Below are 23,756 nucleotides of genomic sequence, written 5' to 3'. Positions count from 1 at the left end.
GCCCCTTCGCCGGACCGTCCGGAGCGGGCACCGGGCCACCCGGTCGCGCCCCTGCCGAGCGACGGTCACGCCTCCTTGCTGGGCGAACCGGACGGCGCCGGAGCGCCCGACTCCGGGGATGTGGTATGCAGCGGCACCGAGGCCGTCGGCTTCTGGCAGCCCTTCTGCTTCGACATCGCGGTGGCGACCTCCCCGGACTGCAGCCTCTTCAGCGCCTCGTCGCCGTTCGTGCTGATCTTCTTCAGCTCGTCCGCGATGTCCTTGAGTCCGTCGGCGAACTTCGCCTGGTCCTTCGTGTCGAGGGCGTCGACCTTCTTCTGCAGGTTCGCGTACGCCGCGGAGGAGGTGTTGAGCTCCTTCACCGCGTCCTTGTGCGTGGTCTCACCGTTCTCGACGGGCGGCGGGCCCGCAGAATCAACGGCCGTGCCCAGCGCCTTGTACGCCTGCGAGATCTGCTGGAAGGCGGCCGAGTCGGTCTTCTGGACGTCGGCGGGCTTGCTGTTGTCGGCGGTCTGCTGCTGGATGGCGGCGTTGGCGTCGGCGATCTTCTGCAACTGGGGCTGAACCTTGTCGCAGACCGTCTTGGCCCAGTTGTTCACCTTTTCGCTCTTGTCGTCGCCACCGCAGCCCGACAGCGTGAGTACCAGTACCGCACCGCCGGACAGTGCGGCCGCAAGCTTCTTGTTCACCGGATCGGTCCCTTCCAAGACTCTCGGCCCCGGAACTTACACGTCGGGCGACGCCCACCCGGGTGCCGGGCGTCCGTTGAGTCACCTTTTGCAGCCATTTGCACCAAGGGAAATGAGGGCGACGCAACTCACTCGCACAGCCCCCGAGAACGAGAACACCTGAACGAACAACGAAATGAACGCATGTTCACGCATGCACGCGTACGTGTGCACATACATCGGACAGCCGCGAACGCCCCGGCGTCGGCACCACAGCTCCCCCGCATCCCACCCCGCCATCTCGCCGCCTCGTCCCGCCACACGACCCCGTACCGCCACGTCCCCGCCCTGCCACACGCCCCCGAACCACCGCACCCCCGCACCCCCGCACCCCCGCATCGGCTACGAGCCCCGCAGCCGCCCCGCACCACCCGGTCCGAGCACCGCCGGCCGACCGGACGAGGCATCAGCCTCCCTCGTCCATCCGGCCGTTGCTCGGGGGTCGTGCGCACCTTCTCCCCGCCCCGCGGCTCGCGGAGGCCCTCACCGCCTCACGAGACGGCTGCCCGGCCGGGCCGGACCGGGCCGCCGTCTCCTCCGCCCCCGCCGCCGGGGCCCTGCTCGTCCCCGACGGCGACCCCTCGCCGCTTGGAGGCGTAGACCGCGCAGACGATGACGACGACGGCGAGCGCCGCCACCACCGCCCTGACCCCGGGGCTCGCGTTCCGTCCGTAGCTGAACTGCACCACTGCCGGAGCGATGAGCAGCGAGACCAGGTTCATCACCTTCAGCAGGGGGTTGATGGCGGGCCCCGCGGTGTCCTTGAACGGGTCGCCGACCGTGTCACCGATGACCGTCGCGGCGTGGGCCTCGCTGCCCTTGCCGCCGTGCCGCCCGTCCTCGACGAGTTTCTTGGCGTTGTCCCACGCACCGCCGGAATTGGCGAGGAACACCGCCATCAGCGTGCCCGCGCCGATCGCCCCCGCGAGATACGAACCGAGCGGTCCGACGCCAAGCGTGAACCCTACGGCGATCGGCGCCAGCACGGCCAGCAGCCCGGGCGTGGTGAGCTCGCGCAGGGCGTCCTTGGTGCAGATGTCGACGACACGTCCGTACTCCGGCCGCTCAACGCGGTCCATGATCCCGGGATGCTCGCGGAACTGCCGTCGCACCTCGTGCACCACGGCCCCCGCGGACCGGGACACCGCATTGATCGCCAGCCCGGAGAAGAGGAAGACGACCGCGGCGCCCAGCATCAGACCCACCAGGTTGTTGGGCCGCGAGATGTCCAGACTGAGCGACATCGCCCCGGCCCCCGCTCCCACGGTGTCGACCGCCCCGGCGATCGTGTCGCGGTACGAGCCGAACAGCGCCGACGCCGCCAGGACCGCGGTGGCGATGGCGATGCCCTTGGTGATGGCCTTCGTCGTGTTGCCGACGGCGTCCAGATCGGTGAGGACCTGCGCCCCCGCTCCCGTGACGTCACCGGACATCTCGGCGATGCCCTGTGCGTTGTCGGAGACCGGTCCGAACGTGTCCATGGCCACGATGACCCCGACGGTCGTGAGCAGCCCCGTCCCGGCCACGGCGACCGCGAAGAGCGCCAGCATGACCGACGCGCCGCCGAGCAGAAAGGCACCGTAGACGCCCAGGCCGATCAGCAGCGCCGCGTAGACGGCGGACTCCAGTCCGGTGGAGACGCCCGTGAGCACGACGGTGGCCGGGCCGGTCAACGAGGACTTGCCGATGTCCCGGACGGGACGGCGGTTCGTCTCGGTGAAGTAGCCGGTCAGCTGCTGGATCAGGGCGGCCAGCACGATCCCGATGGCGACGGCGGCCAGGGCGAAGACCCGCGGATCGCCGACGCGCGAGGTGATGGCGGTGTCGGTGACGCCGTCCAGTTCCGCGTACGAGGACGGCAGATAGAGGAAGACGCCCACGGCCACCAGCACCAGCGAGATCACGGCGGAGACGAAGAAGCCACGGTTGATGGCCGTCATTCCACTACGGTCGGCGCGCCGCGGAGCCACCGCGAAGATCCCGATCACCGCGGTGACCACGCCGATCGCCGGAACGATCAGCGGAAAGGCCAGCCCGAAGTCCCCGAAGGCGGCCTTCCCGAGGATGAGCGCGGCCACGAGCGTCACGGCGTACGACTCGAAGAGGTCGGCCGCCATGCCCGCGCAGTCGCCGACGTTGTCCCCCACGTTGTCGGCGATGGTGGCGGCGTTGCGCGGATCGTCCTCGGGGATGCCCTGCTCGACCTTGCCGACGAGGTCGGCACCGACATCCGCGGCCTTCGTGAAGATGCCGCCACCGACCCTCATGAACATGGCGATGAGCGCGGCGCCGAGCCCGAAGCCCTCCAGCACCTTCGGGGCGTCGGCGGCATAGACGAGTACGACGCACGAGGCCCCGAGCAGTCCGAGCCCCACGGTGATCATGCCGACCACACCGCCCGTGCGGAAAGCGACCTTCATCGCCTTGTGCGAAACGGCGGCGAGGTCCTTTTCCGGTTCACCTTCTCGCGGAGTCGCCTCACGCGCGGCGGCGGCCACACGCACATTGCTCCGTACGGCGAGGCGCATGCCGATATATCCGGTGGCCGCCGAGAAAAACGCACCCATCAGAAAGAAAAGGGAGCGGCCCGCACGCTGGGACCAGTTGTCGGCCGGCAGCAGAAGAAGCAGGAAGAAGACCACGACCGCGAAGACTCCGACGGTACGCAACTGCCGGGCCAGGTACGCGTTCGCGCCCTCCTGCACGGCGGTCGCGATCTCCTTCATCCGGTCCGTCCCTTCGCCCGCCGCCAGCACCTGCCGCAGCAGCAGTCGGGCGACGACCAGTGCGGCGACGGCCACGACCGCGACAGCAGCCACGATGACGCGGTTGCCATCGGTGAGCACCGCAGCCGCGAGGGAAGTCGGCCGGCCCGAGCACGCGGAAAGTGCGGAATCTTGCGCCGGACCTGCCAGTGGGATGAGGAAGATCTCCGCCATACGTCCTCCTTGACGCTCAGCGCTCAAGACGTGGACGGATTGTAAGGAGACCGGGCCGAATGAAACGGTGTGCTGCGCATACAACAGGCACCCACAACCGGATCGATGAAAAATCGAGGCCCCAGATCACTCCGAATGCAGTAACGCGACAGAGCTCTTTCCCCGACGGATCCCTGATGGCGAGAAAAGAAAAGGGCCCCGCTCAGCAGTGCTCGGCGGGGCCCGAAAGACAAATCCGGGAATCAGGGGAAGAGCTCCGAAGCGGTCGGGGCGGCGGACAGCCGCCCGTGACGGCTGGTGCGCCCGGTTCAGGGAAGCACGGGCGCGGGCGTCCTCGGCCAGCTCATGCGGATCACCCCGCCATTGATCCCGGTCCTGACCTCCACGTCGTCGACGAGGCCGCTGATGACCGCGAGGCCCATCTCGTCCTCGTCGTCGGCTTCTGCACCCGGCTCCGGCTCGTCGAGGCCCACGCCGGACTCGGCTCCGCGCACCCCGGGACCTCCGCCGGGGACGGGCTCCGCGCCCGGTCCGGGCACCTCGTCACCGACCTCGATGGAGAAGGTCTTCTCGTCATCGGTCAGCGCGACGGAAACGGGAGCGGTGATGCCATGACTGCGGTGCAGCCCGACGGCGCGGCTGCAGGCTTCACCGACGGCGAGTCGGACCTCGTCGAGCACGGCTTCATCGACCCCTGCGCGGCGCGCGACGGCGGCGGCCACGAGACGCGCCGTCCTGACGTGTTCGGGCTGGGCACTGAAGCGGAGTTCAACGGTGGCCATGCGATCCCCCTCAGACGTACGGGCGTGCCTCCGGGTCGCCGGACACCCTGCCCGCCGTCCCGGTTCTTCTTCCGGTCTTCTTCTGGTCTTCAACTCCGACCCTCGCCGGGTCGCCGTCCAACCTGCCAGCCGCCGGCCCCGCGCCCGCGCGTTTCCGCGTCCGGTTCCTTCATCCGGGTAGCCGCGTCCTCGCCCGGACCGGTCTCGAACCGTCGGCCGTTCTCCTTTACCCGTTTCCCGGCCAAAACCCTCAATCGGAGAGCGCGTCGCCGACCACCGTACGCACTCGGTCCGCAACGTACAGGCATACGACCGTCGGCCGTCCGAGCTACGACCACGGGCCGCGCGACGGATCGAACCGCAACCGACCGATCGACAAACGACTCGAAAAAACGTATTCCGTGCCGGAACGGTCGACCATCGACCGGCTGACCGGTCACTGACCGACCGATCGGCACAACCGACCGATCAACCCGACAAGCCGATCAGTCGAGCACGAACGCCGCTCGGCGGGGTGCCACCGCGGCGCCCGCCGGCCGACCGACCAACCGGACGCCGATACCCGACCGGCTCATCTCCGACAGGTGCCCGCCCCGTCGGCCGACAAACGTCATTTCGACGGGTTCGGCCGGTCGACCGACAACGCTCCGGCCGACCGTGACCGCCCGAACGCCGGCCCATGGGGCACTCGGCCCCCGATACCGACGGCCCGACCGGCCCCGAAACGACCGCCAGGGGCGTCGGCCATCGACGCACCCGGCAGTCGTCGGCCTGCCGCGGCTCCCGGCGCCACTGGCTTCCGGGGCACCCGACATACGGCCGATCGTCCACCTTGTCGGCACATGTCGGCATACGGCCGTCGCACGTGTCCGCACCGACCGCCTGTCGGGTCTCCCGGCACGCCGAAGCCAAGCCGTGAGCCGGACCATGTACCGGACCGGCAACTGCCGGCCGATCCGGTCACTGGAGCGGACACGGACGCGACGCACCGGCGACGCCCCCGACGCATCGGGGCGGACCGGGCCGTCAGTCGGTGGCCGCGACCGCCTCGTCGACGGTGGTGTGAATCGGGAACACCTTGGTCAGTCCGGTGATCCGGAAGATCTTGAGAATGCGCTCCTGGTTGCACACCAGACGCAGCGAGCCCTCATGCGCCCGGACACGCTTCAGGCCGCCCACGAGCACGCCGAGACCGGTGGAGTCGAGGAAGTCGACGCCTTCCATGTCGACGACCAGGTGGTAGCTGCCGTCGTTCACCAACTCGACCAACTGCTCGCGCAGCTTGGGCGCGGTATACACATCAATCTCGCCACCGACCTCGACGACCGTGCGGTCGCCGCCAGGGCCGGACACATTGCGAGTCGACAAGGACAGGTCCACGGATCCTCCAGCACCTTGCTATCGAGCGGTCGCCCCTCGGTCTCCCCGGCGGAGCCAGGGGACGGATCGCCAGCCGCGATGGCATTCAATCACTTACCAGCAGCCATGCACGACGCCTTGGGACCATTGTCCGTCACGCCGGTGACACACTCGGTGCCGATGGCCAAGAATCACCGCCCCAGTCGACCACCCGGGAACACGGACTCCGGCCCCTCACCCGCCATGGTCCTCAACCGGCTCGCCGCAGCGGCGGGCCGGTCCGCGCGCATCACTCATACGGAGCACTTGCCCCCGCGTACGGGAACCCATGCCATCTGGCCCGATCGCATCCGGCCAGAAGTGATCGCCGCGATCCAGCGAGCCGGAATCGACCACCCCTGGGTGCACCAGGCGGTGGCCGCCGAGCACGCCCTGGACGGCGAGTCCGTGATCATCGCCACGGGCACGTCGTCCGGGAAGTCGCTGGCCTATCTCGCCCCGGTGCTGACCGCCCTGCTCGACGGCTCCGAGGCCCCGAACGGGCGGGGCGCGACCGCCCTGTACGTCGCCCCCACCAAGGCCCTGGCCGCCGATCAGCGGCGTGTCGTGAAGGAGCTCGCGGCTCCCCTCGGCAACGCCATCAGGCCCGCGGTGTACGACGGCGACACCCCGGTCGAGGAACGCGAATGGGTGCGCCAGTACGCCAATCACGTCCTGACCAATCCCGACATGCTGCACCGCGGGATACTCCCGTCCCACCCCCGCTGGTCCTCCTTCCTGCGCGCCCTGCGCTATGTCGTCATCGACGAGTGCCACACCTACCGAGGTGTCTTCGGCTCCCACGTCGCCCAGGTCGTGCGGCGGCTGCGCCGCCTGTGCGCCCGTTACGGGGCGGATCCGGTCTTCCTCCTCGCGTCAGCCACCGCTGCCGAACCGGCCGTCGCGGCGGGCCGTCTCACCGGGCTACCGGTCAAGGAGGTCTCCGACGACTCCTCGCCCCGCGGCGAACTGGTCTTCGCCCTGTGGGAACCGCCCCTGACCGAACTGCACGGCGAAAAGGGCGCGCCCGTGCGCCGGACCGCCACCGCCGAGGCCGCCGACCTCCTCACCGACCTCACCGTCCAGGGCGTCCGCTCGGTCGCCTTCGTGCGTTCCCGCCGCGGCGCCGAACTGATCTCGGTCATCGCCAAGGAACGCCTCGCCGAGGTGGACCGTTCCCTGCCCGGCCGGGTCGCCGCCTACCGCGGGGGTTACCTCCCCGAGGAACGCCGCGCCCTGGAACGCGCCCTGCACTCCGGCCGACTTCTCGGTCTGGCCGCCACCACCGCTCTGGAGCTCGGGGTCGACGTCTCCGGCCTGGACGCCGTCGTCATCGCCGGCTACCCCGGCACCAGGGCATCGCTCTGGCAGCAGGCCGGCCGTGCCGGACGCTCCGGCCGGGGTGCCCTGGCCGTGTTGGTGGCCCGTGACGACCCCCTGGACACCTTTCTCGTCCACCACCCCGAGGCCCTGTTCCAGCAGCCTGTGGAGTCGACCGTCCTCGACCCGGACAACCCGTACGTCCTCGCTCCTCATCTGTGCGCCGCGGCCGCGGAACTTCCGCTGACCGAGCCGGACCTGGAGCTCTTCGGCTCGGCCGCGGCCGAGCTGCTGCCGCAGCTGGAGGCCGCGAAGCTGCTGCGCAGACGGGCATCGGGCTGGCACTGGACCCGTCGCGAACGCGCCGCCGACCTCACCGACATCCGGGGCGAGGGCGGCCGTCCCGTCCAGATCGTCGAGGAGGGCACCGGCCGACTACTGGGTACGGTCGACGAGGCCGCGGCGCACACCGCCGTCCACGAAGGTGCCGTCCACCTCCACCAGGGCCGCACCTATCTGGTCCGGAGGCTGGATCTGGAGGACTCGGTCGCTCTGATCGAGGAGGCATCGCCGCCGTACTCCACGACCGCCCGCGACACCACCGCCATCGCCGTGCTGGAAACCGACACCGAGATCCCGTGGGGCGACGGGCGGCTCTGCTACGGCTCCGTGGAGGTCACCAACCAGGTCGTCTCCTTCCTGCGCCGCAAACTGATCACCGGCGAAGTGCTCGGTGAGACGAGGCTGGATCTGCCGCCCCGCACCCTGCGCACGCGCGCCGTGTGGTGGACGGTCACCGAGGACCAGCTCGACACCGCCCGCATCAATCCGGAGATCCTCGGCGGCGCCCTGCACGCCGCCGAGCACGCCTCCATCGGAATGCTGCCGCTCTTCGCCACCTGCGACCGGTGGGACATCGGCGGCGTCTCCGTGCCGTTGCACCCGGACACCCTCCTGCCCACGGTCTTCGTGTACGACGGCCACCCGGGCGGTGCCGGATTCGCCGAGCGGGCCTTCCACACGGCCCGTGCATGGCTCACCGCGACCCGGGAGGCCATCGCGTCCTGCGAATGCGAGGCGGGCTGTCCCTCCTGCATCCAGTCCCCCAAGTGCGGCAACGGCAACGATCCCCTGCACAAGCGCGGTGCCGTACGTCTCCTCAGCGAACTCCTCCGGTCTGCTCCCCCGTACCCGGAGGAGCAGCCCCCTCCGTCGTCCCCGGATCGTCCGTCACCGCCGGAGGCGACGAGGCCGCATGTCCGGCAGGAGCCGTCGGAAGGGACGTCCGCGCCCAGGGGCCGGGAGAAGCCGTCGGAGGATCCGAAGGCCCGGGCCCCCGAGGTATCGGAGCCGGAAGGCCGGGAGGAGCCGTCGGAGGACCGGAAGAAGCCACCGGAGGACCGGCCCGGGACCTGACCGCCGATTCGTACGGCCCGAAACCCACCCGGGCCGTGACGTCGGCGATCTCCCCGAGCACCGTGCACCGCACCACGCTCGCCCCCTGCGCCACGGCCACCTCCTCGGCCGCCCCGCATGCGTGCTCGGCCCCGCGCAGGGCCCGGTCGGCGGCCGCCAGGGCCGCGAGATCCGCTGCCCCGCCGGCCCGGTGTCTGACGACCATCACCTGCCCCAGCGCCAGCACGGCGGCGAACACGGCGCACAGCGTCGCGGCCGTCATCGCCATCCACACCGTCGCCAACCCCGTGTCCCGGCCCGCTCGTCCCGGGGTGAGCGCTCGCTCAAAAGCCCCGCGCCCGTTCAGGCCCGTTCCACGGCCGGAGACCCGTTTACGCCCCCGCACGGGCTCACGGTTCCGAACCGTTTCACGGCCCGGGTCCGGACGACGGCCGGGGCCGCACCGGCGTCGAGTGGCGTCTTCCTCTCTCCCCTGAGGGCCCGGCCCGCCGCCCACCAGGGCCTTCCTCGCCCCGTCTTCCTCGGCCTGCCCCATCACGGCGCCACCCCCACCGTGTCCTCGGCCAGTGCCGCCGCCTCCGCGTGAAGTGTCAGGGCCAGCGGGCCGAGGCCAGGCATCGGCGCCGCCACCCGTACACGCCACAACTCGCCCGTCCGTTCCATCCCGACCTCGGCCCCTCCGGGGGCCGCCGCACGGGCGGCCTCCATCGCCTGAGCCTCCGGTTCCGAGCGGGCCGCCGCCCTCGCGCCGGCCCTGGCCGCGTCCACGCACCGGATCTGGGCCGAAGCGGCCATCAGCGCCCAGACCAGCGACAGTGCGAACACCACCAGCACCGGGATCGCCATGGCCGCCTCCGCCGTCACTGCTCCCCGGTCTCCGGTCCCGCCCGCGGTCCGGAAGCGGCCTCCGTCCCCGGTACCGCAGTCGCCTCTAGAACTTCGCATCGAGCGCGTCCTTCAACAGTGACTGCAGCGCGGACATGACCGGCTGGCTGGTGACCACCTTGTAGAGCACCGCCGCGAACGCACAGGCCGCGATCGTCCCCACCGCGTACTCGGATGTCGTCATTCCCTTGTCCGACCGGATGCGGCGCATCAAGTCCCTTACCCAGCCGTTGATTCGCTGTGCCATTCCAACTCCACACCATGCGTATTCGTGTCAGTTCGCATTAATCTGTCCCGAAAGGGGATTCATCGGCCGCTCCGCTTCAGCCGGTGTGCAGCAGACCGGTCGCCAGACCGATCACCACCGGTGCCACCCCGACGGCCAGGAAGGCGGGGAGAAAGCAGAGCCCCACCGGTGCGGTGATCAGCACACTCGCCCGTTGCGCACGCGCCACTCCGGCGCTCGCCCGCTCCGCACGCATCGCCTCGGCCAGCCGCGCCACCGGTTCCGCCGCCGGGGCCCCGGTCGCCCCCGCCCGGTCAAGGCATCGGGACAGGGCACGTGCACCGGGTATCTCGCCGAACCTCCGCCAGGCCGCGGCGGGTTCACCGCCCAGCCGGATCTCCGCGGCGGTCCATGCCAAGCACACACCCACCGGCCCGCCGAGCGACTCCCCCACCGCCTCCGCCGCCTCCCGCGGCCCAGCACCGGCGGAGATACAGGCGGCCAGGAGATCAGCCGCAAGCGGAAGTTGACGCTCTGTCTCGGCCACCTCCGCGGCGTTCACGGCGTCCGGTTCCCGGCGACGCCGATTCCGCTGCCACCGCCAGGTGCCGTACGCCGCCGCCAGTCCTGCCGCACCACCTGGCAGGCCACCGACCAGAACCCAGCCCGCCGCAGCGACTCCCAACAGTGCCGTCCAGTCCTTCGCCCAGACATCGGACCCGGTCCGCCGACGCTCTCGCTTCTCCGGGCCGATCCCCAGCAGCAGCCCGCCTCGGCGGCGCACCGCACGCTTCCGCCGCCGCCCGGTCAGCGCGAGTACCAGATAGGCGACCGTGCCGCCAGCGGCCGACACGACCGCCACCCCGTGGGCGACGCCGTCGGTCGCCCCGCTCATGCCGTCTCCCCCGCCCGCACGATCCGGCCCGCCCAGCAGAGTCCGGCTGTCTCCAGCACTCCGCCCATCACGAGACAGACCAGCCCGGCCGGGGTGTGGAGCAGCACTCTCAACGGTTCGGCTCCGAGGGCAGCCCCCAGGCCCAGCCCCAGCACGGGCAACAGCGCCAGCACGGCCACCGTCGACCAGGCTCCGGCCAGTCGGGCCCGTAGCTCCTCCCGTCCGTTCCGCTCCGCCCGTAGAGCGCCCTCCAGGCGGTCCAGCCCCGCCGCGAGACCTGCACCCCCGTCCACCGCCACGCGCCAGCAGGCCGCCACTCCGGCCAGTCCGTCCAGCCCCGGGATCCGCGCCGCCTGTCCGAGTGCCGCCGGCACATCACCGCCGAACCGTGCCGCAGCCGACACTCCTGCCTCCGCCGCCCCCAGCACACTGGTTCCGCGCACCGCGACGAGCAGCGCCCGCCCTGGTTCGTGTCCCGCCCTCAACTCGCTCGCGACAACTCCGCACAACGTGACCACGCCATCGGCCCGGAGTTCCCGTTCTCGTCTCAGAGCACGTCGCCTCAGCCACCGCCTCGCCAGGGGGACCGCCGCCAACCCGGCCGCCACCGGAAGCACCGACTGCCCCAGCACGGCGACGGTCAGCGCCGCCGGGAGGCAGATCCACTCCCGTCGTTCCCGCAGCCGGGCCCCGGTCCGCTCCCACCGCAGCCGCATCGGCGGCTCCAACGAGCCCTCGACGAACAGCACCCGGGCTCTGCGCCGCCCCCGGGCCCGCACCACCACCGACCAGGCCACCACTGCGAGGCACAGAACCGCCGCGCAATTCGTGCCCGCCGACAGTCCCTCCGTCACACCTCCGCTCACGGCACACCCCCGATCAGCGTCCGCAACCGTTCCCAACCCCGCTCCTGGACGAATCCGGTGGCGCTCCAGCGCAGCGCTGCTTCGGTCACGACCAGTCCGGCCGCGTCCCTGTCCAGGACGTGCACCTCCGCGATCCGCCGCTGTCCGGCCCGGTCCCGCACAAGGTGGACGACTACCGACAGCGCCGCCGCCAACTGACTGTGCAGGGCCGTCCGGTCCAGCCCGGCCGCCGTTCCCAGCGCCTCAAGACGGGCCGGAACATGCTCGGCGGCATTGGCATGAACCGTTCCGCAACCGCCCTCGTGCCCGGTGTTCAGCGCCGCCAGCAGTTCTGTGACCTCGGCACCCCGCACCTCCCCGACCACCAGCCGGTCGGGCCGCATACGCAGCGCCTGCCGCACCAGGTCGCGGAGGGTCACCCGCCCCGCTCCCTCCTGATTGGCGGGGCGCGACTCCAGCCGCACCACATGTGGGTGGTCCGGCCGCAGTTCCGCCGAGTCCTCGGCGAGCACGATCCGTTCCCGTTCCCCGACCGCCCCCAACAGGCTCGAAAGAAGCGTCGTCTTCCCGGCACCGGTCCCGCCGCTGATCAGGTACGACACCCGGGCCTCCACCAACGCCCTCAGCACCCGGTCACCGCCCGGCGGCACGGTCCCCGCCTCGATCAGCTCCGCCAGCGAGAAGGCCCTGGGCCGTACCACGCGCAGGGACAGGCATGTCGAACCGACGGACACCGGTGGCAGCACGGCGTGCATGCGCGTGCCGTCCGGAAGCCGGGCGTCCACCCAGGGCCGGGCATCGTCCAACCGGCGCCCCGCCACGGCCGCCAGCCGCTGGGCCAGCCTGCGCACCGCGGCGGCATCCCGGAACCTCACGCCGGTGAGTTCGAGTCCGCCGCCACGGTCCACCCACACCCGGTCCGGCGCGGAGACCAGCACGTCCGTCACCGCCGGATCGGCGAGGAGCGGCTCCAGCACCCCGGTCCCGACCAGCTCGCCGCGCAACTCGTCGGCCGCACTGAGCACTTCGGCATCCCCGAGCAACCGCCCTTGGGCTCGTAGCGCAGCTGCCACCCCGGCGGGGGTCGGCGCCGCGCCGCTCTGCGCCAGCCGCTGCCGCACGGCATCGAGCAGCATCTCGGTCATGACGCGCCTCCCACACCGTGCCCGGCCGCACCATCCGGAACCAACGCCCGTTCCCAGAACGCCGTACAGAACCTGGCCAGCGGGCCGCGCGCATCGCCGCCAGGAGGCGAGTCGCTCTCCTGAGCCGACGACAGCCCCGCGTCGACCGGGAGTTCACCTGCGAGCGGCAGGCCCAGCGCCCGTGCCACCCACCGCTCGTCGAGCCCTGCCGCGTATGGTCCGCGGGCCACCACGCGCAGGTCATCCAGGATCACCCCGGCCATCGACGCCACCCGCTTCGCCGCCGCGACCGCGCGGAGCTCCCCCGGGACCACCAGCAATCCGAGGTCCAGTTGGGCGAGCGTCTCGGCCACCGACTCGTCGACCCGACGTGGCAGGTCCACGACCACGACGCCGCCGAGCCTGCGTGCGGCGGACAGCACTGCCCGCATGGCCTGCGGCGGGATGACCACACAGTCGTCGCGGTCCCAGCTGAGCACCCGCAGTCCGTGCAGCGCCGGCAGCGACTCTTCCAGCGCATCAGCGCCGACCCGCCCTTTGGAATGAGCGAAATCCGGCCATCGCATGCCTTCGGCCCGCTCCCCGCCGAGCAGCACGTCAATGCCTCCGCCGAGGGGGTCTCCGTCGATCAGTACGGATCGCCGGCCCGCCCTGGCCGCGGACACCGCGAGGGCACAGGCCAGCGTGGATGCTCCGGAACCGCCCCGTCCGCCGATCACACCGACGGTGAGTGCGGGCCGCCCGACGCCTTCCGCCGCGTTGGCGATCTGGTCGACGAGCCAGCCCTCCGATTCGGGAAGCCTCAACACGTACTCGGCGCCGATCTCCACGGCGCTGCGCCAAACATCCGGAACGTCCTCGCCCCGCCCGACAAGCATCACCCCGCGCCTGCGCACCGCTCCGCGGCACCTCCGCGCGGCGTCGTCCCCCACAAGAACCATCGGGGCCTGTTCCCAGCCACCCCTGCGCTCGGGCAGCGAGTGATGAACTTCCGGTTCCGCTCCGGCGGCCGCACACAGCCGCAGCAGATCGTCGAGAAGTTCCACGTCCTCGGTCACGATCAGCGGTCCGCCCAACCGCGTTCCGCCAGCCGGCAGACGATCCCGAGCGATCGATTCGGCCACGATCTCCACCCCCTTCTCACTGCATGTTCATCGCGGTTCGCGCCGCTCTCGGGACGTTCCGAGAGCGGCGATTCCGCAGCCCGCGGACTTCGCGGCTGGATTCACGGTGCAGCGCTTCCGGAAATCTTGTGGATCTTGCTCGAAATCTGTGGACAACTCCGGCCCTGTGAATAACTCCGTCACCCACACCGACGACTTCCGGAGAGCAGCCCTTCCATCACTCAACGTGACGGCTCAAGATGGAGGGGACGAAGCAGGAAGTGAACTTGCTCACCCGAAGTGGAGGCGGAATGTTAGATTCCGTGCGACAGAAACGCACCTGGACATGCGACGACCCCCGCCGGGGGGGAGAGCGGGGGTCGTCTCCACGGCCGACTCGGGGGGGGAGGAGCCGGACCGGGTTAGCACGGTCGCGAACGATCCGTGACTTCCATGGTGTACCCGAGAGCCTTCTCAGGCAAACCCACGCGCCGGAGTTTACGCCGAATGGTGGGCCCCTATGCTCTGCCTCGTGGAAAACCGCTTCTTGCCGCGCACAGCAGCCTTCTTCGACCTGGACAAGACGGTCATTGCGAAGTCTTCGACGCTGACCTTCAGCAAGTCCTTCTACCATGGCGGACTGATCAACCGCCGCGCTGTGCTGCGCACCGCGTACGCACAGTTCGTGTTCCTTGCCGGAGGTGCAGATCACGACCAGATGGAACGGATGCGGGAATATCTCTCCGCGCTATGCAAGGGCTGGAACGTCCGGCAAGTGAAGGAAATCGTCGCCGAGACGCTGCACGACCTGATCGACCCGATCATCTACGACGAGGCGGCGACGCTCATCGAGGAGCACCACACCGCGGGACGCGATGTGGTGATCGTCTCCACCTCGGGTGCCGAGGTCGTCGAACCGATCGGTGAGCTGCTCGGCGCCGACCGCGTCGTCGCCACTCGAATGGTCGTCGGTGACGACGGCTGCTTCACCGGAGAAGTCGAGTACTACGCCTACGGGCCGACAAAGGCCGAGGCGATCAGGGCGCTCGCGGAGTCGGAGGGCTACGACCTCACGCGCTGCTACGCGTACAGCGACTCGGTGACGGACGTACCGATGCTGGAGTCGGTCGGGCATCCTCACGCGGTGAATCCGGACCGTGCCCTACGACGCGAAGCGACCCTTCGCGAGTGGCCGATTCTCGTCTTCGACCGTCCAGTCCGCCTCAAGCAGCGACTGCCCGCCTTCACGATGCCGCCACGTCCGGCACTGGTTGCGGCCGCAGCGGTGGGAGCGGCCGCGTTCACGGCGGGGCTGGTCTGGTACGCCTCCCGCCGTCGAAGCGCCGCGACATCCCTCTGACGTCCGGCACGAGGCCCTGACAACCAGCACGAGGCCCCCACGAACCAAACGACACACGAACCAAACAACACGAGACGAGCCACGCAGCGCCGAGCCGCGGAACCCAGCCACAGAATCGGCGATACGGGCCGGGCGGCTCCCGCCGACCACTCCTCACAGAGCCGCCCGGCCCACCCACTAGGCCTGACGAACGGCCAACCGAACCGCCGATCCCGGGAAATCACCCCCAGGAGCACTCGCATTCCGCCCTCGGGAACAGGAACGACGGCCGTTCACCCTCTATGGGCAACTCACCCGTAATTGAACCCAAAAGTAAAGAACTGCGGCCGCCACTACCACTCAACCCGGCTCTGGAGTACAAAGGAGTCAACGGCCCGCGAGACCAAGGACGTCCGAGAGGATCACCTGTTACGCATAAACGGCCCCACGGACCGAGCATGGAAGCCGAGCACCCACGCGACGTCGACCCGTCGATTACGGGCCAGCCGCACCAGGAAACGGGCCAAGCCCCGGCCTGATGGGCATATATCGAGGACGCATGGTAACTGGGTAGACATGCCAGCGGCGGTACCGAGGGCGGTACCGCCGCAACCCTTTCCCGAGGGGGGCTCCCTTCCTGCCGCAGAGTGCAACCAGGGCTGCGCCGCAACCGCCGCGAAGTTGCGCGGAGGAGGTCCCGGGGAAACGGAAGACGCCTGCTCGTTGCGGCATCGCGTTGCCGAGCCCGACCTTCCTGGGCCGGCCCCGATGCCGTACAGCCTCGGCTGACGGATCAGGCGGCGCCGCGCTGCAGCGCCTCGCAGACCGCTGTCGTCTCCCTGACTCCCAGCTCCACGGCCCTGCCGCAGTGCGCGATCCAGGCCGCCATCCCGGCCGGTGTGCCTGACAGGTATCCCTCGAATGCTGCCGCGTATGCCGCCCGTCCCTGCTCGGCATGACCCACCTCTGCAGGGCAGATCGACTTGGGATCGAGGCCGCTTCCGATCAGGACGATCCGCTCGGCGGTCCTGGCGACGAGGCCGTTATGCGAACAGAAAGGGCGCAGGGCCAGGAGTTCACCGTGTACGACCGCCGCCGTCAGAAGCGCGGGTGCGGCAGTCCCCGAAAGGACCAATCCGCAGAGCCCGTCGAGCCGCCCGGCCACTTCGTCGGCGTCGGGCAGCGCCGCGTCGATCAACGGCTCGTCGACGCGTTCGCCGTCCCGCCTCGGTCGGCCGACGGCGTCCTCGGGCTCCGCACCGCCGGCCGCCACCAGGTGCAGCCGTGCCAGCACCTGCACCGGCGATTGCCGCCAGACGGAAAGGAGTTGCCCCGCCTCGGCGGTGAGCCTCAGAGCCGCGCCGACCACACGCGCCTCGTCGTCACCACTGAAGTCGCTGCGTCGGCGCACCTCTTCCAGGTTCCAGTCGGCGCCGGCCAGCGCCGCCGAGCCGCGAGCGCCGCGCAGCGCCGCTTCGGCGGTGACCTCGTTGCTGCGACGCCGCATGATGCGATGACCGTAGGCCCGGTCCACGGCCTTGCGCACGGAGTCCACCGCCTCGGCGACTCCCGGCAGGGCACTCAGAGCTGCGAGCGGATCGGGGGCTGTCGTACTCATAAGTAACGAGGCTACGCGCCTGCCCCACCGATAGCACCTGGGAGTGGGCTTCTTCACGAGAGTGACAGCGGACCGCGATCATGGCACTACCCTAGGTGAACATGAAGATCGCTTTCGTAGGCAAGGGCGGCAGCGGAAAGACCACACTGTCCTCGCTCTTCATCCGCCATCTCGCAGCCAGTGAAGCCCATGTCGTCGCGGTGGACGCCGACATCAACCAGCACCTCGGGGCCGCTCTCGGCCTCGACGACCAGGAAGCCGCGGCACTGCCTGCCATGGGAGCCCATCTCCCCCTGATCAAGGAGTACTTGCGCGGCAGCAATCCCCGTATCGCCTCCGCGGAGACGATGATCAAGACGACTCCGCCGGGCGAGGGTTCGCGGCTGCTGCGAATCCGGGAGGACAACCCGATCTACGAGGCGTGCGCGCGCAGGGTCCGGCTCGGCCGCGGGGAAATCCGGCTGATGGCCACTGGGCCGTTCACCGAGTCGGATCTGGGCGTGGCCTGCTATCACTCCAAGGTCGGCGCGGTCGAACTCTGCCTCAACCATCTGGTCGACGGCTCGGACGACTATCTCGTCGTCGACATGACGGCTGGATCGGACTCGTTCGCCTCCGGAATGTTCACCCGCTTCGACATGACGTTCCTGGTCGCCGAACCGACCCGAAAGGGTGTCTCGGTCTATCGCCAGTACAAGGAGTACGCCCGGGACTACGGGGTCGCGCTGAAGGTTGTCGGCAACAAGGTGCAGGGCAAGGACGATCTGGAATATCTGCGTGCCGAGGTCGGTGACGACCTGCTGGTGACCGTCGGGCACTCCGACTGGGTCCGGGCGATGGAAAAGGGTCGGCCGGCCTGCTTCGAGCAGTTGGAGACGGACAATCGGGCGGCCTTGCAGGCACTGCGGAACGCAGCCGACGGCTCGTACGGGCAACGCGACTGGGAGCGCTACACCCGGCAGATGGTGCACTTCCACCTGAAGAACGCCGAGAGCTGGGGCAACGAGAAGACGGGCGCCGACCTGGCTGCCCAGGTCGACCCCTCCTTCGTACTCGACGAGCGGTATGCACGGGAGGATGCCGCGCAGCCGGTCTGATCGGACGTCGCCCAGGCCGTGGCGGTGGCGAGACGGGCCCACGAAGAGGCGATTCATCGCGCCCCCGAGTCATCGCGCCCCCGAGCACGATGCGGGCCGGAGGCATCGGGGCGGGTGGCGGCCGGCGCTCGGGAACCGGTCGCGGACTCGGGCGCGTGACCAGTGACCACCGGGCCATGCCTCCGGTTTCGCCACCCTCCACGGTCAGCGGTCAGCAGGGCGGCGTCCACGTCAGCACGCGCGCGTTCCCCCGCGGTCCGCTCGCCGCCCCCGAGTCTCCGTTGGCGTGCGCGCTCGCGCCGGCCTCTCTCCTTCGGCCGCCCGGCCTCACCGTGGAATTTTGGCCAAGCCCCGGCCAGGGCTTGGCCGACGTCGAGGGTGGCGGGCCTCGCCGACGTCGCCGACTTCTGCGCGTCCAACCAGTCGGCCAACTGCCGGAAGGAGACACACCGGACGTCTCGCTCGGTACAGATCCTGGCAAGGGGCTGCTCGACGGCCCACGTGTACGCACCACCGCTCCAGGACTCACGCTTGGCTTCCGCTTCCGGCGTCGCGGCGCCGGCATCCGGCAGCCCCGCCCCTCGTGTCCGCCCGGGAGGCGCAACCAGCCAACCCCGCGGCCGACGCCACAGCCGCCGTATACAAGCGACTCCTGCCGGAGCTTCCTCGCGCCGGGCCCCTCTCTTCGTGACACCAATCTTCTCCGGGCCGCCCGTCGCGGCACCGCCCTTGTAGGCAGCCAGCACCCGGACAACCTCCCCCTTTCAGCAAGTTCACATCGGACGCGTCGCTATGGAGCGGAAACAGAACGCCTGTACGCAAGGAGGCAGTGGACTGACAAGTCAGATAAAGAATTCTCATTCACCGGAATGAGTGAATAGACAGGTCACTTACTCCCAAGCATGGACACGATTCTTTACCCTCCATTACGATCTATTTACCAAGACTTGGGAATGCTCGCCATGTGTCGTTTCGCATGGTCGCTTCCCCCATATTTCGCGCCCACGTTGCCCAGAGGAGACGGAAGCATGTCCGCTTGCGTACCCGCACGTCATGACCGCGCGTCCCGCAGTTCACGTCCTTCCCGTTCGTCGGGGGTCAAGCGACCCCACGGCCCGCCGCAGTCGCCGCCGGGCGGTCCACGCTTTCGCGTTACAGGCGCTGATCTCTCCGCCTCGATCACGGTCTTCCTGCTCGCCGTTCCCATATCGCTCGGTCTCGCCGTCGCCATGGACGCTCCTCTGACGGCCGGACTGATCTCCGCCGCGATCGGCGGCATCGTCGCCGGACTGCTCGGCGGCACCCCTCTTCAGGTCAGCGGCCCATCTGCCGGACTGACCGTGGTCACAGCCGAGTTGATCCAGATCTACGGCTGGCGCACCACCTGCGCGATCACCATCGGCGCCGGGCTGCTGCAGATCGTGCTGGGGTCGCTGCGCGCGGCACGCAGCGCTCTCGCGGTCAGTCCCGCCATCGTGCACGGCACGCTCGCCGGTATCGGCGTGGCCATCGCTCTCGCTCAACTGCACATCGTGCTCGGCGGCTCGCCTCAAAGTTCCGCTGTTTCCAACGTCCTTGCCCTTCCGTACCAGTTGGAGCGGGTAAGCCTGTCCGCCCCACTGATCGGCGTACTGACCATCAGCGTCCTGGTGCTGTGGCCACGGGCTCCGGGCCGGTTCGGCCGGGCAGTGCGGCGAATCCCGGCAGCGCTCGCCGCCGCGCTGATCGCGACGGTGGTAGCCGGCGTCGCGACGCCCGGAATCACCCGAGTCGATCTGCCGTCGTGGCGTTCGCATGCTCTGCCGGAACTGCCGCATGGTCCGGTACTCGCGCTCGCCACCGCCGTCTTCACGGTAATGCTGGTGGCCAGTCTGGAATCCCTTCTCGCGTCGGTCGCCGTGGACAAACTGACAGCCGACCATGTCGGGAGACGTGCCACCGCCCCAAGCAGGGACGGATCCACCTCTCCGCGGACGACGTCAGCAGCGGGCACGGCCCCGGACCGCTCTCCTCCCCCCACCGCGTCTACGCCTACGTCCTCATTCTCCGGTGCGGAGTCCGCTCCCTCCTCGGGAGGCGACATCAACGCCATCTCTCCCTCTCAATCCCCTCCCCCCGCACCCAAACCGCCTGCGTATCCCGGAAGTTCAGCAACCCCGACTGCCTCCGCTCCATCTGTCGCCCTTTCCCGGCCCGCCTCCCGGGCCTCGCGCAGCCCATCGGTCGGGCGCTCCGACCTCGACCGCGAACTCCGTGCGCAGGGCATCGCCAACACCCTGTCCGGACTGGTGGGCGGACTGGCGGTGTCCGGAGGCGCGGTACGCAGTTCGGCGAACGTACGGGCCGGGGCCACGAGCCGCGCCTCCACCGTGCTGCACGGCGTCTGGGTGGTCCTCGCCGCCGGGTGCTTGGTCACGGTCCTGGAACTGATCCCACTGGCCGCGCTCGCCGCGCTGGTCCTGATGATCGGCATTCAGATGGTGAGTTTCGCCCACATCCGCAATGCCCATAGGCACCGGGAGTTCCTGGTGTATTGCGCGACGATCACCGGTGTGATTCTTCTCGGCGTCCTCAAGGGAGTGGCAATCGGCATCGCGGTGGCAGTCGCCGTCGCCCTCCACCGGCTGGCCCGCACCGGGATCACCGTCGCGGATCAGGATGGACATCACCTGGTCGTCGTGCGAGGACAGTTGACGTTCCTCGCGGTCCCCCGGCTCAGCCAGACCCTCAGGCAGTTGCCGCAGGACGGGAATGTGGTCGTCGAGTTGGACGGCTTCCTCATGGACCACGCGGCATACGAGACGATCCAGGACTGGAGCACCGCTCAGCGAGCCCACGGCGGCCAGGTCGTCTTCACCGGCCGGTCCCGGACCATGCTCGCGAAGCCCACCTCAGCAGAGCACTCCTGCTGCGGCTCCTGGGCGCCGTGGCGCAACCATGGCTGCCGTGATCACTACGCGCGGGCACGCGATCCCCACGAGAGCGACAACGCCCCCTCCCGCGACGTCCCCGAAGCGCTCCGCTCGCCCGCCTCGCGCTCCGGTAGAGCGCAGAGCCCAGGTGCGAAGCCGGCCTCCGACACAGATCTCGCCACCATGTCGGCCCCCGGCTCCGGCGCTTCTCCCCCGGACGGCTCCAGGCCGGACGTCGTCACCGGTTCTGTGGTCGGCTCCGACGCCCCCGACACCTGCCATGGGTCCGACCCCGTGGCCGGAGTCCACGCGGGTCACGACGGATCCGGCACAGACACCGCCGCTCGCCCTGGTCCTCACCAAGGAGATCGGGAAGACCCGAACCATCCGGGGCGCCGGGAATCCCCGTAGCGACCGGCATCCCCGGAAAACGGGCCCTTCTTCCGGCCCGGACGCCCTGGAGCACGCCGACGTCTGAGCGGGCCCGTGCCGGACCCACCACGCCCCGGACACGGTGGGTCCGGAGCACTGCGCCCAGAAACCGGGTGCCCGGAAACCTCGGCCCCGGTCAGGGGGCGGCGGATCCGCCGTAACGTTGCGGGCTTCCGGAGCACCTCGACGCTGCGGACTTCCAAAGCACCTCGGATGTACAGACCCCTCGTGCGCCTGGTGCTCCCGGGAGCACCAGGGCCGGGCTCAGGACCACGAGCGGGCGAGCACTGAACCGGACACGTCCCGGGTCCGTGGGAAATTCCGTGAGCCCCCGTGCCCCCGCCTTCACGCCGGTACCCGAAGCGCACATCGAGTCGCACCGCGTCGCATCGCGGTCGCACCATGTCGCATCGCGCAGTGCCGTGTCGTGTCACTCCGCGCCGCATCGCCCAGGGCCGCGCAGCATGGAGAGGCGGGGCATGTCACCCTGTATCCAAGCACAGGTCTAAACCAATTTCCTGCAAACCCTTGTCACCCGGCCCCCCGGCCTGATGAGCTATGCACGGGACACAACGGACACCCTGGGAATGGGAGATGTCGTGAGTAATGACAGCCTGGCCAATCTGCTTCGTGAGGAGCGCCGATTCGCGCCGCCTGCCGATCTGGCCGCGAACGCCAACGTCACAGCGGAGGCGTACGAGCGGGCCGAGGCTGACCGGCTGGGCTTCTGGGCCGAGCAGGCCCGCCGTCTGACCTGGGCCACGGAGCCGACCGAGACGCTCGACTGGAGCAACCCGCCCTTCGCGAAGTGGTTCGCGGACGGCAAGCTCAACGTCGCGTACAACTGCGTGGACCGCCACGTCGAGGCCGGTCACGGTGACCGGGTCGCCATCCACTTCGAGGGCGAACCCGGCGACAGCCGCGCCCTCACGTACGCCGACCTGAAGGACGAGGTCTCCCGCGCCGCGAACGCCCTCACCGAGCTCGGTGTCGGCAAGGGCGACCGGGTCGCCGTCTACCTCCCGATGATCCCCGAGGCCGCCATCGCGATGCTGGCCTGTGCCCGCATCGGCGCCGCCCATTCGGTGGTGTTCGGCGGCTTCTCCGCCGACGCCATCGCCGCCCGTATCCAGGACGCGGACGCCAGGGTCGTCATCACCGCCGACGGTGGCTACCGCCGCGGCAAGCCGTCCGCGCTCAAGCCGGCCGTGGACGAGGCCGTCTCCCGCATCGACGGCGTCGAGCACGTGCTCGTGATCCGGCGCACCGGCCAGGACACCGCGTGGACCGAGGGCCGTGACATCTGGTGGCACGAGATCACCGGCCGCCAGTCCGCCGAGCACACCCCCGAGGCCTTCGAGGCGGAGCAGCCGCTCTTCATCCTGTACACCTCCGGCACGACGGGTAAGCCGAAGGGCATCCTGCACACCTCCGGCGGTTACCTCACCCAGGCCGCGTACACCCACCACGCGGTCTTCGACCTCAAGCCCGAGACGGATGTCTTCTGGTGCACCGCCGACATCGGCTGGGTGACCGGACACTCGTACATCGTCTACGGCCCGCTGGCCAACGGCGCGACGCAGGTCATGTACGAGGGCACGCCCGACACGCCGCACCAGGGCCGTTTCTGGGAGATCGTGCAGAAGTACGGCGTAACGATCCTCTACACCGCGCCGACCGCGATCCGTACGTTCATGAAGTGGGGAGACGACATCCCCGCCAAGTTCGACCTGAGCAGTCTCCGGATCCTGGGTTCGGTCGGTGAGCCGATCAACCCCGAGGCGTGGATGTGGTACCGCAAGCACATCGGCGCCGACACGTGCCCGGTCGTGGACACCTGGTGGCAGACCGAGACGGGCGCGATGATGATCTCGCCGCTTCCGGGCGTCACGGAGACCAAGCCGGGCAGCGCCCAGCGCGCCCTGCCCGGCATCAGCGCCACGGTGGTCGACGACGAGGCCAACGAGGTGTCGAACGGCGGTGGCGGCTACCTCGTCCTCACCGAGCCGTGGCCCGCGATGCTCCGCACCGTCTGGGGTGACGACCAGCGCTTCATCGACACCTACTGGTCGCGGTTCGAGGGCAAGTACTTCGCCGGCGACGGCGCCAAGAGGGATGAGGACGGCGACATCTGGCTGCTCGGCCGGGTCGACGACGTGATGCTCGTCTCCGGGCACAACATCTCGACCACCGAGGTCGAGTCGGCGCTCGTGTCGCACCCCTCGGTGGCCGAGGCCGCCGTGGTCGGCGCCGCCGACGAGACAACCGGACAGGCCATTGTCGCGTTCGTGATACTGCGCAGTTCGGCCACCGCGTCCGACGAATTGGTCGCGGAGCTGCGCAACCACGTCGGCGCCACGCTCGGCCCGATCGCCAAGCCGAAGCGGATTCTGCCGGTCGCCGAGCTGCCGAAGACCCGCTCCGGAAAGATCATGAGGCGACTGCTGCGGGATGTCGCCGAGAACCGTGAGCTGGGCGATGTCACGACGCTCACCGACTCCTCGGTCATGAACCTCATCCAGAGCCAGCTGCCGTCCTCCTCCGGTTCTTCCGAGGACTGAGCACGGCCTTTCGGCGAGGCACCACCCGGGCGCCCTGCTCCAAGGCGCCCGGGTGCCTCGATGCATCGAGGCACCCGGGCGTCGGGACAGCTGG

16 protein-coding genes and 1 pseudogene are annotated in these 23,756 nt (G+C 69.8%); 5 read left to right on the top strand and 12 right to left on the bottom strand.

Going from position 1 to position 23,756, the window contains the following annotated elements:
• Positions 1–65: 65 nt before the first annotated feature.
• From ACIHCL_RS30510 to ACIHCL_RS30495, 4 genes are all read right to left on the bottom strand, one after another.
• On the bottom strand, positions 66–689 hold the full coding sequence (locus ACIHCL_RS30510; protein WP_399866997.1) for a small secreted protein: 624 nt from the start codon (positions 687–689) through the stop codon (positions 66–68).
• A gap of 530 nt (positions 690–1,219) precedes the next feature.
• Entirely contained in the window at positions 1,220–3,667 is a 2,448-nt protein-coding gene (locus ACIHCL_RS30505; RefSeq protein WP_399866994.1) for a sodium-translocating pyrophosphatase, read from the bottom strand.
• 308 nt (positions 3,668–3,975) lie between these two features.
• On the bottom strand, positions 3,976–4,449 hold the full coding sequence (locus ACIHCL_RS30500; protein ID WP_399866992.1) for an ATP-binding protein: 474 nt from the start codon (positions 4,447–4,449) through the stop codon (positions 3,976–3,978).
• 1,026 nt (positions 4,450–5,475) lie between these two features.
• Positions 5,476–5,829 (bottom strand): STAS domain-containing protein, encoded by a 354-nt coding sequence (locus ACIHCL_RS30495; RefSeq protein ID WP_003967428.1) that lies wholly within the window; start codon positions 5,827–5,829, stop codon positions 5,476–5,478.
• A gap of 78 nt (positions 5,830–5,907) precedes the next feature.
• On the opposite strand from ACIHCL_RS30495, the gene ACIHCL_RS30490 reads away from it, so the two are divergent.
• Positions 5,908–8,583: a DEAD/DEAH box helicase gene (locus tag ACIHCL_RS30490; protein WP_399866989.1), complete on the top strand. Its 2,676-nt coding sequence runs from the start codon at positions 5,908–5,910 to the stop codon at positions 8,581–8,583.
• A gap of 40 nt (positions 8,584–8,623) precedes the next feature.
• Here the strand turns inward: ACIHCL_RS30490 and ACIHCL_RS30485 are convergent.
• From ACIHCL_RS30485 to ssd, 7 genes and pseudogenes are all read right to left on the bottom strand, one after another.
• A pseudogene (locus ACIHCL_RS30485) lies at positions 8,624–9,118 on the bottom strand (Rv3654c family TadE-like protein); the annotation flags it as partial.
• On the bottom strand, positions 9,118–9,528 hold the full coding sequence (locus tag ACIHCL_RS30480; protein ID WP_399866987.1) for a TadE family type IV pilus minor pilin: 411 nt from the start codon (positions 9,526–9,528) through the stop codon (positions 9,118–9,120). The pseudogene ACIHCL_RS30485 and the gene ACIHCL_RS30480, both read right to left, overlap by 1 nt.
• Complete coding sequence (locus ACIHCL_RS30475; protein WP_399866985.1) at positions 9,515–9,715, bottom strand: DUF4244 domain-containing protein; 201 nt, start codon at positions 9,713–9,715, stop codon at positions 9,515–9,517. The genes ACIHCL_RS30480 and ACIHCL_RS30475 overlap by 14 nt, the downstream gene beginning before the upstream one ends.
• 76 nt (positions 9,716–9,791) lie before the next feature.
• Positions 9,792–10,589, bottom strand: a complete 798-nt coding sequence (locus ACIHCL_RS30470; RefSeq protein ID WP_399866984.1) for a type II secretion system F family protein — start codon at positions 10,587–10,589, stop codon at positions 9,792–9,794.
• Positions 10,586–11,443: a type II secretion system F family protein gene (locus tag ACIHCL_RS30465; protein ID WP_399866982.1), complete on the bottom strand. Its 858-nt coding sequence runs from the start codon at positions 11,441–11,443 to the stop codon at positions 10,586–10,588. Before ACIHCL_RS30465 ends, ACIHCL_RS30470 begins: the two co-directional genes overlap by 4 nt.
• Positions 11,444–11,451: 8 nt before the next feature.
• A complete protein-coding gene (locus ACIHCL_RS30460) occupies positions 11,452–12,600 on the bottom strand; it encodes a TadA family conjugal transfer-associated ATPase (protein ID WP_399866980.1) in 1,149 nt (382 codons plus the stop codon).
• Positions 12,597–13,724: a septum site-determining protein Ssd gene (ssd, locus tag ACIHCL_RS30455; RefSeq protein WP_399866978.1), complete on the bottom strand. Its 1,128-nt coding sequence runs from the start codon at positions 13,722–13,724 to the stop codon at positions 12,597–12,599. The genes ACIHCL_RS30460 and ssd overlap by 4 nt, the downstream gene beginning before the upstream one ends.
• A 499-nt stretch (positions 13,725–14,223) precedes the next feature.
• Between ssd and ACIHCL_RS30450 the strand changes: the two genes are divergently transcribed.
• Entirely contained in the window at positions 14,224–15,063 is an 840-nt protein-coding gene (locus tag ACIHCL_RS30450; protein WP_399866976.1) for an HAD family hydrolase, read from the top strand.
• A 772-nt stretch (positions 15,064–15,835) separates the two neighbouring features.
• Here ACIHCL_RS30450 and ACIHCL_RS30445 read toward each other — a convergent pair.
• Positions 15,836–16,660 carry an oxidoreductase gene (locus ACIHCL_RS30445; protein ID WP_399866975.1) on the bottom strand — a complete coding sequence of 275 codons (825 nt, stop codon included), beginning with the start codon at positions 16,658–16,660 and terminating at the stop codon, positions 15,836–15,838.
• Between the two features lie 101 nt (positions 16,661–16,761).
• On the opposite strand from ACIHCL_RS30445, the gene ACIHCL_RS30440 reads away from it, so the two are divergent.
• From ACIHCL_RS30440 to acs, 3 genes are all read left to right on the top strand, one after another.
• Positions 16,762–17,757, top strand: a complete 996-nt coding sequence (locus ACIHCL_RS30440; protein WP_399866974.1) for an ATP-binding protein — start codon at positions 16,762–16,764, stop codon at positions 17,755–17,757.
• Between the two features lie 1,028 nt (positions 17,758–18,785).
• Positions 18,786–21,080, top strand: a complete 2,295-nt coding sequence (locus tag ACIHCL_RS30435; RefSeq protein ID WP_399866972.1) for a SulP family inorganic anion transporter — start codon at positions 18,786–18,788, stop codon at positions 21,078–21,080.
• Positions 21,081–21,688: 608 nt separating this feature from the next.
• On the top strand, positions 21,689–23,662 hold the full coding sequence (gene acs / locus ACIHCL_RS30430; protein WP_399866970.1) for an acetate--CoA ligase: 1,974 nt from the start codon (positions 21,689–21,691) through the stop codon (positions 23,660–23,662).
• Positions 23,663–23,756 lie beyond the last annotated feature (94 nt).

This window comes from Streptomyces sp. NPDC052042 (assembly GCF_044548345.1).
In the GTDB taxonomy this organism is placed as follows: Bacteria; Actinomycetota; Actinomycetes; order Streptomycetales; family Streptomycetaceae; genus Streptomyces.
The sequence above is the reverse complement of the archived record's forward strand: the minus strand, read 5'-3'. Positions and strand labels throughout refer to the sequence as shown.